This window comes from Bifidobacterium italicum, from assembly GCF_002286915.1.
Taxonomy (GTDB): domain Bacteria; phylum Actinomycetota; class Actinomycetes; order Actinomycetales; family Bifidobacteriaceae; genus Bifidobacterium; species Bifidobacterium italicum.
On sequence record NZ_MVOG01000018.1, the window covers coordinates 1 to 14,813 of the forward strand.

A 14,813-nucleotide genomic window follows, 5' to 3' on the forward strand; every position below is an offset into this window, starting at 1 on the left:
GTCGGCTCGTCGCATCCTGGGGCTGGAGCAGGTCCCAAGGGTTCGGCTGTTCGCCGATTAAAGCGGCACGCGAGCTGGGTTCAGAACGTCGTGAGACAGTTTGGTCTCTATCCTCTGCGCTCGTTGGAATCCTGAGGAGGCCTGCCCATAGTACGAGAGGACCTGGGTGGACGAACCTCTGGTATGCCGGTTGTCGCGCCAGCGGCACGGCCGGTTGGCTACGTTCGGGAGGGATAACCGCTGAAAGCATCTAAGCGGGAAGCCCGCTCCAAGATAAGGATTCCTGACCACCCTCCGGGGTGGTGACAGACCCCACATGAGACCATGTGGTCGATAGACCGGACGTGGAAGCCCCGCAAGGGGTGGAGCCGACCGGCACTAACGGTCGAAAACGNCCCCCCGCCACGACGCCCCGCGCACCACACGCGACCGGGACACGCGACTGGAGGATCCACACGAACCAAGCATCAACACGCAAACAACGAACCATCGTTCCCGCAGCACGAACACCTGCGCCCGCGTCCACCATCCGGTCCCCAAACCAACCACCAACCCCCACACGGGGGTGAACATGAATAACAGAACACAGTCTTGCGGCGGTCACAGCCCAGGGGAGACGCCCGGTCCCATTCCGAACCCGGAAGCTAAGACCTGGCACGGCGATGGTACTGCACCCGACAGGGTGTGGGAGAGTAGCACGCCGCCGCACCCACACTTCACCCAGAGAGCCCACCCAACAGTGGGCTCTCCTCATATCCAGCCCAATACCAGAAAACGGCCACCCATCTCAACCGGGGCAATCCTTCCGCACCCAACCGCCAATCATGGCACCGATGGCGTACCGGTTCGCTGGCATCGAACGCCAAGTTCCGAATCGATGCCGATCGGCTCCACGGACCCCATCGTATTCGAGGCGGGGTCATCTGTCATTCCCCGTGCACACGCCACACTTCGGCGTCCGAATCGTGTTCCCCTAAGCGCAGGAATGATCCGTACCCGACCTGCGGGCAACAAAATCCCCACCGGCCTCTGGCCGATGAGGAAAGACTATGCTAGACTTGAAGTTGTGGAGGGTCCCGTGCGACCGGCTTTCAAGACCGGAACATCAGTCAAGGGAGTGCCCTCCGTACTTTTTCGGTTACTCAAACAGTAGTATTCGTCGGAACCCCCGGCGATCACCTACCCACAGCTCCTTCACCGTTGCGTTTTGGCGCCTTTTGTTGTATGTGGATAACTGATACTGCAATTTGTCCGAGAGGGGCACCGCGTCGCCGAAGTCAATGACAAACACACTCTTCTCGGCATGCTGTGTAATCGCTCCCTCTACGTTTGTCCCACCCACGCGGGATCCAGCGCTGTTCTTGCGCATGGCTTTCTGAAGCTGGTTTGCTCCGCACACGCGGGGATGAGGCCCCATAAAACTGTTTGGCCACTGCTCTCTTTGTTTATCCTGCACAGTGGGGGATGATCGGACGATCGCTATGATGAAGGCCTCGGACATATCCTGTCCGAGGCCTTCATCATATGTGCCGCACGCCGGTGCGTGGGGATTAGCTCTGGGGGAGGACGGCGGCGTCGCAGGAGATGTAACGGCGCTGCCATTCAAGGCACTGGTATGTCTGCGTCGCATCCGAAAGCGCCCGATGCTCCTCGATGTCGGCGATGCCGTACCGCTGGATCAGATCGACGAGACGATGCCGCTCCGAGGGGAACAGATGCTTGTCGATCGTCATCGTGTCCAGCGTCGGACGCATGAAATTGTTCGTGAAGCCCAGAATGCGGTGCTCGGCCTCGGCGAGGAAGCCCATGTCGAAACGGATGTTGTGGCCGATGACGACGTCGTCCTCGAGGAAATCGATGAACGGGCCGAGCACGTCCTCGAGCGTCGGCATGCCCTCGACCATCTCGTTGGTGATGCCGGTCAGGCGCGTGATGTTTGGCGTGATGAGCGTGCCCGGATTGACGAGCTGATCGAAGGTGCCGACGATCCTGCCGTTGCGGATCTTCACCGCGCCGATCTCGGTGATGCGATCACGCTGCGCGCTCAGTCCGGTCGTCTCCAGATCGAGCGCCGTGTAATCCTTCGGTAGGCGTTCGGCTGGCCGAATGGCTACGGACATCGTGATTCCTCTCTGATATCGAACGCATCGGAGACCTTCCCGTCGACTGCCCTGTACGGGGATCGGTCATGCGCTGCTCCCATGTTGTTTCCAGTGCCGAGTCTAACGCATGGCCGCCGGGGACGCGGCACGCGTCCCGGTTTATTCGCAAGGTGTTCGCAATTGCCGAAGGCGTGGACACGGCCGTCCCGTCCTGCGGGAGCGGATGTCCGGCATCCGGCTGCCCTCTCGTCAACGGCTATCCTAGTATCGGGAACTGCGCCGTGATCGTGTGCCCGTGGTCCATGTACGACGTCGTCTCCTCCATCGCCTTGCGGATGTTGCTCGCCGTGATGTCATAGGCCTCGTCGCGATCCTCGCCGTCGGCCTGACGACCGAGCCGCAGCCGCATCTGATACCACATCGCGTTGCCGTGCGCCGAGGCGCTCGGACCTTCGTTGACGAAACCGAACCCCTGATAGAATCCGATGAGCTTCTCCTTGCAGGCGAGCACGATGCCGGCGCGGTGGGCGATCGCCGAATCGAGGATGACGCGACGCATCAGATAGGCCGCGCAGCCGCGATGCTGGTACACGGGTGCCGTGTCGACGCCGAGGATCATCTGCCAGGAGCCTTCCTCGTCATGCAGGTCGGCCTGCTCGTACATCGCGTCGGTCAGGTCGGCGTCGTCGGTCGTCATGCCGTTGATGAAGCTGACGAGCATGCCGTCGGAGAGATGCGCCGGGAAACAGGCGTCCGATGCGTCGGCGTCCGGGTTGACAAGCAGCCAGAAATGCTCCGGATACGTCTCGATGCGATTCGCGAGCCTTTCGATGTCCGCGGCCTCCTTGGGCGGGAAGCACGCCGATTCGATACTGGCAAGCGCATCGAGGTCGTCCAAAGTTGCATGACGCACAAACATAGGCATCATCGTCTCTCAAGGCATAGTCAAAAGACGGCCCGGAGCGCCCGTGTTCTGCGTGGACGAACACGGGCGCCGGGTAGCTGCTTGCCGCCGCCGGCGTTTTCGACGCTGTGAGGAAAACCCCGTCGTGCGGGGAACCGGCCACGGGCCGGTGCGCTATATTACACGTAGAACGGTCATGCCCCGCCACGGGAGGACCGGTGCGTCACGCGCATCCGCCGCGCTGGGCGCACGCCACCGTCGCGGTATGTGGGCATGACGCCGGAAGCGTGAGAACGCCACCAATATGAAGGAGCATGGAATCATGTCCGGGAACGTACAAGGCACAGGGCGATCCGCCGTCAAGACGGGGGAGACGGGCAAGATCGACGGCTCCCAGGCGACCGCGACGAAATCGGTCGTCAAACGAACGCTGACGACGAAGGACCTCATCGTCTTCGGCATGATCTTCATGGTGCCGATCGCGCCGTTCTCGATCATCGCGTCGGTCGCCTCCGTCTCCCACGGCATGCCGGCGATCGCCTACCTCATCGCGATGGTCGCGATGCTGTTCACGGCGCTGTCCTTCGGCATGATGGTGCCGCTGTTCCCGTCAAGCGGCAGCATCTACATCTACGCGTCGCATGAGATGAACGATGGCGTCGGCTTCATCGTCGGATGGCTGATGATCCTGCAGTATCTGATCACGCCGGCGATCATGCTGCTCATGGCGGCGAACGCGCTGCATGAGTATCTGCCGCATGTGCCAGTGTGGGCGTGGTGCGTCGGCTTCCTCGTCATCATCACGGCGATCGCGATGCGCGGCATGGGCGCCACCGTCCTCGTCGACAAGCTCGCGCTCGCCGCCGAGCTCATCGTGCTCGCGCTGTTCTTCGTGTTCGGCGTCATCTACGTATGCCGCCATCCGGAGACCGCGCACTTCTCGGGCACCGCGTTCTTCAACCCCGGCAAGTTCGACATGGGCGCGATGATGAGCGCCGTCTCGCTGTGCGCGCTGTCCTATGTCGGCTTCGGCTCGATCGTCACGCTCGACGACCAATGCGTGCGCCCGAAGAAGGCGCCGGGCAAGGCGATGATCGTCATCGTCCTCATCCTCGGCTTCCTGTACATGTCGATGAGCTTCCTGACGATGTGCATGGATCCGTCCGGCAACATCCTGCAGGCGAACCAGAACAGCGGCTTCTACCAGGTGGCCGGACTCGCCGGCAAGTGGCTCGGCGTCGTCTGCGCCGTCGCGAACGCGCTCGCGCTGGGCCTGTTCACGTCGCTGTCCGGCATGACGGCGATCTCGAGCCTCATGTACACGATGGCCGTCGATGGCGGCCTGCCGAAGTTCCTCGCGAAGTTCGACAAGAAGACGAACGTGCCGGTCGGCGCCACGCTGTTCACGGCGGTCGTCAACCTCGTGCTCATCTTCGTGTTCATCCTCCTGGGCCAGAACACGGCGGCGAAGGTGAGCAACTTCGGAGCGCTGTCCACCTACTGCATGCTCAACATCGTCGTCATCTGGGGATTGGGCATCAAGGCGCGCGGCTATCATGGCCGCTCGTTCTGGCGTACGATCCTGTGTCCGCTCATCGGCGCGATCGTGACCTTCGTCATCTTCATCTCGCTCGGCTGGACCGTGTGGATCATCGGCCTGATCTGGACGGCGCTCGGCATCGCCTATTACCTTGTATGGACGAAGGGGATGCATCGCACGATGGACCTCGAACGCAAGGTCGCCTGACCGTATCCCTCCATGTTCGGCAAGCGCCGCCACGATATTACCGTCGTGGCGGCGCTTGTTTTTTCTGATTGATTGGCGCGTTCGCACGCATGTTGAGCAGTGTATCGATTTTTGCTATAGCGACGCCGCCGTTTCGGCTTGCGAAGTGCCGTACAGTGTGACACGCAGGCACAACAGAGGGTCTGCATACCGCAAACAATACGTTCGAATACGCGAAACATATTAAGGAGGGACGGCACATGAAATACGCGATCCTTGGAGCCGGCGGCATGGGCATCCAGTACGGCGTGCTGCTGCAGGAGCATGCGCACGCCGACGTCGACTTCATCGACGCGTGGACGCCGAACGTCGAACGGATACTCGCACAGGGCGGCGCGTATGTGTCACAGGACGGCGAAGGACGCCGTCTGGTGCCGATCGACGTGTACTACCCCGAGGAGTACGACGGAGACCCCGATGTGTGGATCGTCTTCGTCAAACAGCACCAGCTGCCGGGCCTCCTCGAACGCATCAGCGGACATATCCGCCCGCACCAGCATGTGTTCTCGGCGATGAACGGCTACGGCCACTTCGAACATCTCGCCGAATACTTCGCGAAGGACCACATCTACGGCGGCACGGCGCTCATCGGCGCGTACGTCTACGGTCCCGGCGACTTCAACTTCACCGGCGGCGCCCACGCGAAGGCGATGCATATGTGCGCGTACGACGGCCACGATGCGGCCGACGACCCCGTCGAACTCGCGTTGTACCGCGATTTCCAAGCGGCGACGCTCAATCCGACGATCGTGACGCATTTCCTCGGCATGTGCTTCGCGAAGATCGTGTTCAACTCGGTGCTCAACACGTTGTGCACGATGTACGAGATCCGCTTCGGCGAATTCGCCGAACATCCAAGCGCCCCGGTCCTGACACGGCGGCTCGTCGACGAAGCGTACACGGCGGCGGAACACGCCGGCATCACGCTGCTCGGCACGAGGGAAAGCGAGGTGGAGACGATAATGCATACGGCCGCGGTCGCGCACCCTTTGCATTATCCGTCGATGTACCAAGACCTCACGAGGTGCCGTCCGACCGAGGTCGACTACATCAACGGCTACATCGCGCGCCTTGGACGCAAACACGGCGCGCCGTGCCCGCTCCATGAGTTCGTGACGCACGAAGTGCATCTCGCCGAGCATGCGTTCGCGATCCACCATCCCGACATCGCCGAACTACAGGCGGTCGACGGGCGCTGAGCGACCCCGAAGACCTCAGGAAACCAGCATTCATGACGACCCTTCCGCGGTGCACATCGCGCAGGGCCTTGGACGAACGCGTCCACAACCAAGTGTGAAACATATCGTGAAACACAACGATTCCACTTTCGAGATCGATTCATGCACACCATCACCATCGGTGACAGCAATCAAGGAGACGACAACGATCATGACGACGAAACAGCATATCCACACGATCATCCGCACGGCGGCCGCTGTGCTCGCCGGCGCGGTCATCATCGCGAACGGCGCGTGCGGCGGCGCGCGCAGCGCATCGGCCGAGCAGATCCCGACGCCGAAGGACGGCGAGACGACGGCGATCACGGTCGGCGTATGCCCCGGACCGTACGGGGAGATGATCGACGAGGTCATCGCACCGCTCCTCAAGGATGACGGATACGAACTGACGACGAAGACCTTCAACGACTACGTGCAGCCGGACAAGGCGCTCGCAAGCGGCAAGATCGACGCGAACCTGATGCAGCACGGCAACTACCTGAAGAAGTTCAGCGCCGACAACGACCTCGACCTCATCTCGCTCGGACAGACGCCGACGCTCGGTCTCGGCATCTATTCGAACAAATTCACGTCGATCGACGACATCGCCGACGGCGCGAGCGTCGCGGTCGCGAACGACGGGTCGAACCTCGCGCGCAGCCTCGGCGTCCTCGAACAGAACAAGCTCGTGACACTCAAGGACGGCGTCGACGCGACGAAGGCATCGGTCAACGACATCGCCGACAACCCCAGGCACCTCAACATCAAACCGATCGACGCGGCACAGCTCGCGCGTTCGCTCGACACCGTCGACGCCGCGCTCGTGCCCGGCAACTATTCGTGGGCGGCCGGACTCGACCCGAAGGACGCGCTCGCGCTCGAACGGCAGGACGACGGCGTCATCGAGGTGTTCGCGATCGCAGGCGCGAACAAGGACACGCATTTCGCGAAGACCGTCACGGAACTGCTCGGCAGCGACGAATTCAAGAGCGCGATCGCCGCGAGCAGATTCAAGGACTTCGGCAAGCCGGCGAGCTGGAACGAGTAAGGGGAGACGATGGCGGACATCATCACATTGGACGACGTCTCAGTCGTCTTCGAAAGCGACGGACGCCCCGTCGAAGCGGTCAGCCACGCGACCGTGCACGTCGAGGAAGGCGAGATCTTCGGCATCGTCGGCTTCTCGGGGGCGGGCAAATCGACGCTCGTGCGCACGATCAACCTCCTCGAACGCCCGACATCCGGACATGTCATCATCGACGGGCGCGACGTGACCGCGTTGCGCGGCGCGGCGCTGCGCGAACTGCGCAGCGGCATCGGCTTCGTCTTCCAAAGCTTCAACCTCATCGACAACGTGACCGTCGCGCAGAACATCGCGTTCGCGCTCAAGGCGGCGCATGTGCCGAAGGCGCGGCGCCGGGCGCGCATCGAGGAGCTGCTCAGGCTCGTCGGGCTTGAGGAGAAGATCGACAGCTACCCGTCGCAGCTTTCCGGAGGGCAGAAACAGCGCGTATCGATCGCACGCGCCCTCGCGAACCATCCGCGCATCCTGCTGTGCGACGAGGCGACGAGCGCGCTCGACCTGGAGACGACCGAGGAGATCCTCGCGCTGCTCAAGCGCATCAACGCCGAGCTCGGCGTCACGATCGTCTTCATCACGCACCAGTTCGACGTCGCGAAGGCGATCTTCGACCACGTCGCCGTCATGGAGCACGGCGTCATCGTCGAACAGGGCACGACATTCGACGTGTTCGGCTCACCGCGCCACGAGACGACGCGCGCGCTCGTCGAACGCTACCTCGGCGTCGCGATCCCGAAGCAGCTCGTGCCGCAACTGCCGTCGGGACGCCTCATCGAACTGCGGTACAAGGACGAAGGCGCGTTCGAACCACTCATCAGCGATGTCTCGCGGCGTTTCGAAGTCTCGATCAACGTCCTGCACGGCAACGTCGGCTACTTCGGCACGCAGGCGATCGGCACGCTCGTCGTGCTCGTGAGCGCCAGGCAGGAAGGGCAGCGGGGCGCGTTCGTCGTGCAGGCGGCGATCGACGAGCTCACGTCGCGCGTCGCCGATGCGCGTGAGCTGAGCGTCGCGCTCAACGACGACATCGGCGCGAGCGTCGACGCGATCTTCGCGGACGATGCGGACGGCGTGGATGGCACGGACACATCGGCGCACACGGCCGGCGCACACCACGGCAACGCACATAAGGAGGTGCTCGCATGAACGACACGATCGAGATCCTCAAGGAGAACCTGGGACAGGCGTTGTGGGACACGTTCACGATGGTCGGCATCGCGACGCTCGTCGGCGTCGCGTTCGGCACGGCGCTCGCGATCCTGCTGTTCCTCACCCAGCACCAGCTGTTCACACCGAACAGGATCGTCAATGAAGTTGTCGGCTTCGTCGTCAACGCGATCCGCTCGATGCCGTTCCTCATCCTGCTCGTCGTGCTGATCCCGCTCATCCAGCTGATGATCGGAGACCCGTACACGCCGACGGGAGGCGCGATCGCGCTGTCGGTCGCCGCGATCCCGTTCTTCGCGCGCGTCGCCGAAAGCGCGTTCCAGGAAGTCGACGACGGGCTGATCGAAGCGGCGATCTCGACGGGTGCGCCCGTGCGGCAGATCATATTCGACGCCGTGTTCCCGCAGGCGCTTCCGGCGTTCATCCGCGGCATCGTGCTCACCGTCATCTCGCTGCTCGGCTATTCGGCGATGGTCGGCACGATCGGCGCGGGCGGCATCGGCGACCTCGCGATCCAATACGGCTACAACCGCTATGAGACCGGCGTGCTCGTCGCCGTCGTGCTGCTGCTCATCGTCGTCGTGCAGCTCATCCAATGGATTGGCGACCGCATCGCGCTCAAGGTCACGCATTAAGCGTCGCGCGGACATGCGTCCCGTGGACACGCACGGGACGCATGCGCCGCGGACAATAGCGGCGGCGGACAGACGAAGGACGGCGGGACGACGGAAACAGGAAGCAACAGGAAGAAACGGGAAAGGGACATCATGGGCGTGCGGTTCTCAACGGTCACGGCGAACATGCCGGCGAACGTCTTCGAGAGGATGGACAGGAAAGTGTCCGAGGCAAGGCGCGCGGGCGCCGATGTCATCGACCTGTCGAAAGGCAATCCGGACGGCTTCCCGGAGGCCTTCATCCGTGAGGTGGCGCGCGCCGGCGTCGACGAGCCGCTCAACGCGCGCTACACGCCGTTCGACGGCAAACGGCGGTTCCTCGACGCCGCCGCAGGATGGTACGCGCGCGAGCACGGGGTGAAGCTCGACGCGTCACGTGAGCTGTTCGCCGTTGAAGGCGCCGTCGACGGCCTTGCGACGCTCTTCAGCGTCCTGCTGGACGCAGGGGACACGGTCGCGTTCGCCGCTCCGTACTATCCGTCCTACCATTGCATGGCCGCGCTGCGCGGCGCGCGCGAGCTGCGGCTGCCCGCGCGCGCCAAACTCGGCTGGCTGCCGGACCTCGACGCCGTGGCCGCGCGCGAGTGGGACGAGGTGCGCGTCCTCGTGCTCAACTATCCGAACAATCCGACCGGCGCGCAGGCGCCCGCCGCGTTCTTCCGGCGTGCGGCCGAACTTGCGCGCATCCATGATTTCGTCGTGCTGCACGACTTCGCGTATGCGGGACTCGGCGTAGACGGCCAACAGACGAGCCTGCTCGCCGCGGTCGGCGTCGACGAACGCGCCGTCGAGGTGTGCTCGCTGTCGAAGATGTATGCGATGGCCGGCTGGCGCGCCGGTTTTATCGCCGGTAGTGAACGCATTGTTGACGTGGCGAAGGAATTCCATTATCAAATGGGTTCTATGATCACTTCATTCGTACAGGACGCCGGCGCGTCGGCTCTGGAAAGCGACCAGAGCTGCGTGGCGCGGCTCGCGGCGCGCTATGCGGCGCGTCGCGCCGTCGTCGCCGGCGGTCTGCGCGCATTGGGGTACGATCTGTTCGATTCGCCGGGCGGACTGTATGTATGGATGCATGCGCCTCAGGGGTTCGACGGCGACCGTTTCGCCGACATGCTTCTCGAACGCGCCGGCGTCGCCGTGCTGCCCGGATCGTGCTTCGGACAGGTGGGCGCCGATCATGTGCGACTGAGCCTGCTGCAGCCGGGTGAACGCCTCGAGGAGGCCGTGCGCCGTATCGGCCGGTGTTGTTGACGGCCGTCGCGACGGCGTGAAACCGTTTCCAGACATGCCCGACGCCGGGGATATGCGTAGGGATGTCCATCATTGATAGCCACATAGTGGAATATCATGTCAAGCAGCAACAATCATCGGTCACACTCTCGGGAGGTCCACGCGACCTGACCCGACGGCAGCGAAGGAGGATTCAGCGGATGCTCGACTGGTCGTTCATCGGGCGCTATGCTTCGTTCTTCGTGAACGGCGCGTGGATGACGCTGTTCATCTCCGTGTTCGGCATCGCGCTCGCCATCGTCACCGGCGTCGTATGCGCGGCGATCCAGACGGCGCGCATCCCGGTGCTGCGCCAGCTCGTCGCCGTGTACATCGAGGTCAGCCGCAACACGCCGCTGCTCGTGCAGCTGTATTTCCTGTATTTCGGGCTGCCGAAGCTCGGCTTCGTCTGGTCGGCCGAGATGTGCGCGATCATCGGCTTGGGGTTCCTCGGCGGCTCGTACATGGCCGAATCGATGCGCGCGGGACTGCAGGCGGTGCCGCAGATCCAACGCGAGAACGCGTACATGCTCGGCTTCAACCGCAGGCAGACGCTCGTGCATGTCGTCATCCCGCAGGCGATCAGCGTCTCGACGCCGGGCCTCGTCGCGAACGTCATCTTCCTGATCAAGGAGTCGTCGGTCGTCTCGGCGATCGCGCTCGCCGACGTCATGTACATGGCGAAGGACCTGATGGGCATCACCTACGACACCTACGAAGCGCTGTTCATGCTCATCGTGACCTACCTGATCATCCTGCTGCCGATCTCGATCCTCGGCACATGGCTCGAGAGGAGGTTCGATTATGCAAGGCGCTAACATCCTGCTCGAACCGGGCGTCTTCCCGCGTCTGCTGCAGGGCCTGTGGGTGACGATCTGGATCGCCGCCGTCTCGGTGGCGCTGAGCGTGCCGGTCGGGCTTGTCTGCGGGTGGCTGATGACGCTGCGCAATCCGGTCATCCGGTTCGTCATGCGCGTCTACCTCGATTTCATCCGCATCATGCCGCAGCTCGCGTTGTTGTTCATCGCGTACTACGGCATCGCGCGCGCCTGGAACTGGAACCTCGACGCGACCGGCGCCTGCGTGCTCGTCTTCATCCTGTGGGGCGGCGCCGAACTCGGCGACCTGACGCGCGGCGCGCTGCAGTCGATCCCCGAGGTGCAGCATGAGACCGCGTACATGCTGGGGCTGAGCAACTGGCAGGCCTTCATCCATGTGATCCTGCCGCAGGCCGTGCGCCGGCTGCTGCCGGGATCGGTCAACCTCGCGACGCGCATCGTCAAGACGACGTCATTGGCCGTGCTGCTCGGCGTCGTCGAGGTGATCAAGGTCGGCCAGCAGATCATCGACGCGAACCGCTTCCAATATCCGACGGGCACGCTGTGGGTCTACGGCGTGATCTTCCTGATGTACTTCATCGTGTGCTGGCCGCTGTCGCTCGTGGCGCATGCACTGGAGAAAAGGTGGGCGAATGACTGAAACGACTGAGCGTACCGGACGCGACGACACGATCGCGCTCAAGGTGACCGATCTGAAGAAGCATTACGCGGACGCCGAGAGGAACGTGTTCGACGGCATCTCCTTCGAGGTGCCGAAAGGCAAGGTCCTCGTCATCGTCGGTCCCTCGGGCTCGGGCAAATCGACGCTGCTGCGCGCGATCGCCGGCCTCGAGCCGATCCAGGGCGGCACGATCGCGCTTGACGGCACCGTCATCGAGACGGGCAGGCCCGGCAACGAGAAAAGCGGCCGCGTCAAGCGCAGCGAGGAGCTGCGCACGAAGTTCGGCATGGTGTTCCAAAGCTACGATCTGTTCCCGAACAAGGACGTGCTCGGCAACATCACGATGGCGCCGCTGCTCGTGCAGAAGCGCAAGAAGGACGAGGTGGAGCGCGAGGCGCTCGAGCTGCTCGAGCGCGTCCATCTGGCCGACCGTGCGCATGCGAAACCGCATGAGCTCTCCGGCGGCCAGCGTCAGCGCGTCGCGATCTGCCGCGCGCTGATCCTGCACCCGGAGATCCTGCTGCTCGACGAGATCACGGCGGCGCTCGACCCGGAGATGGTCCATGAGGTGCTCGAGGTCGTCGTCGAACTCGCCGACGCCGGCCAGACGATGCTCATCGTCACGCACGAGATGAGCTTCGCGCGCGCGATCGCCGACCGCGTCATCCTGCTCGCGGACGGCAGGATCGAGGAGCGCTCGGCGGACGCCGAGGAGTTCTTCACGCACCCGAAGACCGAGCGGGCCAGGGAGTTCCTGCACTCCTTCGACTTCGTGCGCCACCGCGACGCTCAAGCGGAGCGCGAACTGAGGGAATTCGACGCGCAATGACCGTGTTGCCCTCGTATCGGGTGCCGATCGGGCGCCCCGCACGATGGATCGGGCCGACACCCGGGACCCCACCGCAACGACGTATGTCAACATACATGTCAAGATTCAACGAAACCACGGAAGAGCACGGAAAGGAACGCAGATGAGCTCATCCATTTTCAAACAGCTGGGCAGGGCGATCGCGGCGGCGGGCGCCGCCGTCATGATGGTGACGGCGGTCGCGGCCTGCGGCCCGTCGGCGTCCACGCCGAGTGAAGCCGGCTCCTCCGACACGTCGAACACGACGACGGCGAAGGCGCGCACGCTCGACGAGATCAAGAAGTCGGGCGAACTGCGCGTCGCCGTCTTCTCGGACAAGGCCCCCTTCGGCTATGTGGACCAGGACGGCAAATACGCCGGCTACGACATCGAATTCGCGCAGGCGCTCGCCGACGGGCTCGGCGTCAAGCCGGTCTACACGTCGGTCGACCCGGCGGCGCGCGTCGACGTGCTCGCGTCGAACAAGGTCGACGTGACGCTCGCGAACTTCACCGAGACGCCGGAGCGCGCCGAGAAGGTCGACTTCTCGAAGCCGTACATGAAGGTCTCGCTCGGCATCGTCTCGCCGGAGAACAACGAGATCACCGATGTCAGCCAGCTCAAGGGCAAGACGCTCATCGTCGCGAAGGGCACGACCGCGGAGACCTACTTCGAGAAGAACCATCCGGAGATCAAGCTGCAGAAGTACGACCAGTACGCGGACGCCTACAACGCGCTGCTCGACGGACGCGGCGACGCGATGAGCACCGACAACACCGAGGTGCTCGCATGGGCGAAGGCCAACAAGGGCTTCAAGGTGGGCGTCGCAGACATCGGCGACGTCGACGTCATCGCCGCCGCCGTGCAGAAGGGCAACACGCAGCTGCTCGACTACATCAACGACGAGATCGTCAAGCTCGGCAAGGAGAACTTCTTCCACAAGGACTTCGAGAAGACGCTCAAGCCGGTCTACGGCGACGAGGTCAACCCCGACGACATCGTCGTCGAAAGCGGCGAACTCGACGAGTGACCGCTGCGGCGCCGTGGCGCCGCAGCACCGGGCCGTCGTCAAGACGGCCCGGCAGACCATGCGAACGGCCCCGCGCATCCGGACGACGGATGCGCGGGGCCGTTCATGCGATGCGGTCGACCGTTTGCGCCGACGGCGTTCCGGCTCCCGGAATCGCCGGGATCCGGGCGGCTCGGGTGCGCTACAGTGGGAGCCGTTGTGCCCGCGCGGGCACAGGAAATGAGGTAACCACCATGACCCCAGGCATAACCACCATGACCCCAGGCACCATCGCCCTGATCGTCGTCGCCGTCCTGCTGCTCATCGTGCTGTGCTGCTCGTGCTACATCGTGCCGCAGCAGCAGGCGTACATCATCGAACGGTTCGGCAAGTTCAAGAAGGTGACCTTCGCCGGCATCCATGTGAAGATCCCCTTCGTCGACCAGATCGCGGTGAAGACGAACATGCGCGTGAGCCAGCTCAACGTCAAGATCGAGACGAAGACGCTCGACAACGTGTTCGTCGAGATCGTCGCGAGCACGCAGTACCGCGTCAACGCCGACGACGTGGCGAAGGCGTACTACGAGCTGCGCGACCCGGCGGGCCAGCTGCGCGCCTACATGGAGGACGCGCTCAGGAGCGCGATCCCGATGCTCACGCTCGACGACGCCTTCGCGAGGAAGGACTCGGTCGCCGCCGACGTGCAGCAGACCGTCGGCGCCGAGATGGCGCGTTTCGGCTTCACCGTCGTCAAGACGCTGATCACGTCGATCGACCCGAGTCCGGCCGTCAAGGCGGCGATGGACTCGATCAACGCCGCGCAGCGCGAGAAGGAGGCGACGCGACAGCGCGCCGAGGCGCAGCGCATCCAGATCGAGACGCAGGCGGCCGCCGAGGCCGAGAAGGTGCGTCTGCAGGGCGAAGGCCAGGCGAATTACCGCCGCGAGATCGCGACCGGCATCGTCGACCAGATCAAGAGCCTGCAGGCCGTCGGCATGGACATCACCGAAGTGAACAACGTCGTGCTGTTCAACCAGTACCTCGACGTGCTGCGCTCGCTCTCCGACTCGCCGAACGGCAAGACCGTCGTGCTGCCGGCGTCGACTCCGGGCGGCTACCGCGACCTGTACGAGCAGATGACGAGCGCGATGCTCACCGCGCAGGAGAATACGCCGCCGACGATGCCGCCGGCGCCGCGCGTCTGACCTGCGTCCGCCGGACAAGCCGTGGGATCCGCGACCGAACCGGTCGCGG

Annotated in this window: 13 protein-coding genes and 2 rRNA genes; 13 read left to right on the forward strand and 2 right to left on the reverse strand. The window is 63.8% G+C overall.

Features of this window, described 5'->3' with window-relative positions; genetic code table 11:
* A 23S ribosomal RNA gene (locus B1400_RS05290) occupies nucleotides 1-401 on the forward strand; the annotation flags it as partial.
* A 191-nt stretch (nucleotides 402-592) separates the two neighbouring features.
* Nucleotides 593-709, forward strand: a 5S ribosomal RNA gene (gene rrf / locus B1400_RS05295).
* Between the two features lie 841 nt (nucleotides 710-1,550).
* Here the strand turns inward: rrf and B1400_RS05305 are convergent.
* Together B1400_RS05305 and B1400_RS05310 are read right to left on the reverse strand one after the other, a co-directional pair.
* Nucleotides 1,551-2,108: a 3'-5' exonuclease gene (locus B1400_RS05305; protein ID WP_095613418.1), complete on the reverse strand. Its 558-nt coding sequence runs from the start codon at nucleotides 2,106-2,108 to the stop codon at nucleotides 1,551-1,553.
* Nucleotides 2,109-2,358: 250 nt separating this feature from the next.
* The gene (locus B1400_RS05310; RefSeq protein ID WP_235607340.1) at nucleotides 2,359-3,030 is read right to left on the reverse strand and encodes a GNAT family N-acetyltransferase; all 672 of its coding nucleotides are present in this window, start codon (nucleotides 3,028-3,030) and stop codon (nucleotides 2,359-2,361) included.
* Nucleotides 3,031-3,328: 298 nt separating this feature from the next.
* Between B1400_RS05310 and B1400_RS05315 the strand changes: the two genes are divergently transcribed.
* From B1400_RS05315 to B1400_RS05365, 11 genes are all read left to right on the forward strand, one after another.
* Nucleotides 3,329-4,753, forward strand: coding sequence for an APC family permease (locus B1400_RS05315; protein WP_095613398.1), 1,425 nt, complete (start codon nucleotides 3,329-3,331; stop codon nucleotides 4,751-4,753).
* Between the two features lie 239 nt (nucleotides 4,754-4,992).
* Nucleotides 4,993-5,991 carry a ketopantoate reductase family protein gene (locus B1400_RS05320; RefSeq protein WP_095613399.1) on the forward strand — a complete coding sequence of 333 codons (999 nt, stop codon included), beginning with the start codon at nucleotides 4,993-4,995 and terminating at the stop codon, nucleotides 5,989-5,991.
* Between the two features lie 190 nt (nucleotides 5,992-6,181).
* A complete protein-coding gene (locus B1400_RS05325; protein WP_095613400.1) occupies nucleotides 6,182-7,057 on the forward strand; it encodes a MetQ/NlpA family ABC transporter substrate-binding protein in 876 nt (291 codons plus the stop codon).
* Between the two features lie 9 nt (nucleotides 7,058-7,066).
* Nucleotides 7,067-8,236, forward strand: coding sequence for a methionine ABC transporter ATP-binding protein (locus tag B1400_RS05330; RefSeq protein WP_095613401.1), 1,170 nt, complete (start codon nucleotides 7,067-7,069; stop codon nucleotides 8,234-8,236).
* Nucleotides 8,233-8,892: a methionine ABC transporter permease gene (locus tag B1400_RS05335; RefSeq protein ID WP_095613402.1), complete on the forward strand. Its 660-nt coding sequence runs from the start codon at nucleotides 8,233-8,235 to the stop codon at nucleotides 8,890-8,892. The genes B1400_RS05330 and B1400_RS05335 overlap by 4 nt, the downstream gene beginning before the upstream one ends.
* Before the next feature lie 132 nt (nucleotides 8,893-9,024).
* Complete coding sequence (locus tag B1400_RS05340; RefSeq protein ID WP_095613403.1) at nucleotides 9,025-10,185, forward strand: pyridoxal phosphate-dependent aminotransferase; 1,161 nt, start codon at nucleotides 9,025-9,027, stop codon at nucleotides 10,183-10,185.
* Nucleotides 10,186-10,364: 179 nt separating this feature from the next.
* Nucleotides 10,365-11,021 carry an amino acid ABC transporter permease gene (locus tag B1400_RS05345; protein ID WP_095613404.1) on the forward strand — a complete coding sequence of 219 codons (657 nt, stop codon included), beginning with the start codon at nucleotides 10,365-10,367 and terminating at the stop codon, nucleotides 11,019-11,021.
* Nucleotides 11,008-11,682 carry an amino acid ABC transporter permease gene (locus tag B1400_RS05350; RefSeq protein ID WP_095613405.1) on the forward strand — a complete coding sequence of 225 codons (675 nt, stop codon included), beginning with the start codon at nucleotides 11,008-11,010 and terminating at the stop codon, nucleotides 11,680-11,682. The genes B1400_RS05345 and B1400_RS05350 overlap by 14 nt, the downstream gene beginning before the upstream one ends.
* Entirely contained in the window at nucleotides 11,675-12,532 is an 858-nt protein-coding gene (locus B1400_RS05355) for an amino acid ABC transporter ATP-binding protein (RefSeq protein ID WP_095613406.1), read from the forward strand. Before B1400_RS05350 ends, B1400_RS05355 begins: the two co-directional genes overlap by 8 nt.
* A 142-nt stretch (nucleotides 12,533-12,674) precedes the next feature.
* Nucleotides 12,675-13,580: a cysteine ABC transporter substrate-binding protein gene (locus tag B1400_RS05360; protein WP_095613407.1), complete on the forward strand. Its 906-nt coding sequence runs from the start codon at nucleotides 12,675-12,677 to the stop codon at nucleotides 13,578-13,580.
* 254 nt (nucleotides 13,581-13,834) lie between these two features.
* Complete coding sequence (locus B1400_RS05365; RefSeq protein ID WP_095613408.1) at nucleotides 13,835-14,764, forward strand: SPFH domain-containing protein; 930 nt, start codon at nucleotides 13,835-13,837, stop codon at nucleotides 14,762-14,764.
* The last annotated feature ends 49 nt before the right edge of the window (nucleotides 14,765-14,813 follow it).

Excerpts from the sequence above, each read along its gene's own strand:
- B1400_RS05310 (WP_235607340.1), bottom strand. The coding sequence starts at position 3,030 with ATGATGCCTATGTTTGTGCGTCATGCAACTTTGGACGACCTCGATGCG.
- B1400_RS05315 (WP_095613398.1), top strand. The coding sequence starts at position 3,329 with ATGTCCGGGAACGTACAAGGCACAGGGCGATCCGCCGTCAAGACGGGG.
- B1400_RS05320 (WP_095613399.1), top strand. The coding sequence starts at position 4,993 with ATGAAATACGCGATCCTTGGAGCCGGCGGCATGGGCATCCAGTACGGC.
- B1400_RS05325 (WP_095613400.1), top strand. The coding sequence starts at position 6,182 with ATGACGACGAAACAGCATATCCACACGATCATCCGCACGGCGGCCGCT.
- B1400_RS05330 (WP_095613401.1), top strand. The coding sequence starts at position 7,067 with ATGGCGGACATCATCACATTGGACGACGTCTCAGTCGTCTTCGAAAGC.
- B1400_RS05335 (WP_095613402.1), top strand. The coding sequence starts at position 8,233 with ATGAACGACACGATCGAGATCCTCAAGGAGAACCTGGGACAGGCGTTG.
- B1400_RS05340 (WP_095613403.1), top strand. The coding sequence starts at position 9,025 with ATGGGCGTGCGGTTCTCAACGGTCACGGCGAACATGCCGGCGAACGTC.
- B1400_RS05345 (WP_095613404.1), top strand. The coding sequence starts at position 10,365 with ATGCTCGACTGGTCGTTCATCGGGCGCTATGCTTCGTTCTTCGTGAAC.
- B1400_RS05350 (WP_095613405.1), top strand. The coding sequence starts at position 11,008 with ATGCAAGGCGCTAACATCCTGCTCGAACCGGGCGTCTTCCCGCGTCTG.
- B1400_RS05355 (WP_095613406.1), top strand. The coding sequence starts at position 11,675 with ATGACTGAAACGACTGAGCGTACCGGACGCGACGACACGATCGCGCTC.
- B1400_RS05360 (WP_095613407.1), top strand. The coding sequence starts at position 12,675 with ATGAGCTCATCCATTTTCAAACAGCTGGGCAGGGCGATCGCGGCGGCG.
- B1400_RS05365 (WP_095613408.1), top strand. The coding sequence starts at position 13,835 with ATGACCCCAGGCACCATCGCCCTGATCGTCGTCGCCGTCCTGCTGCTC.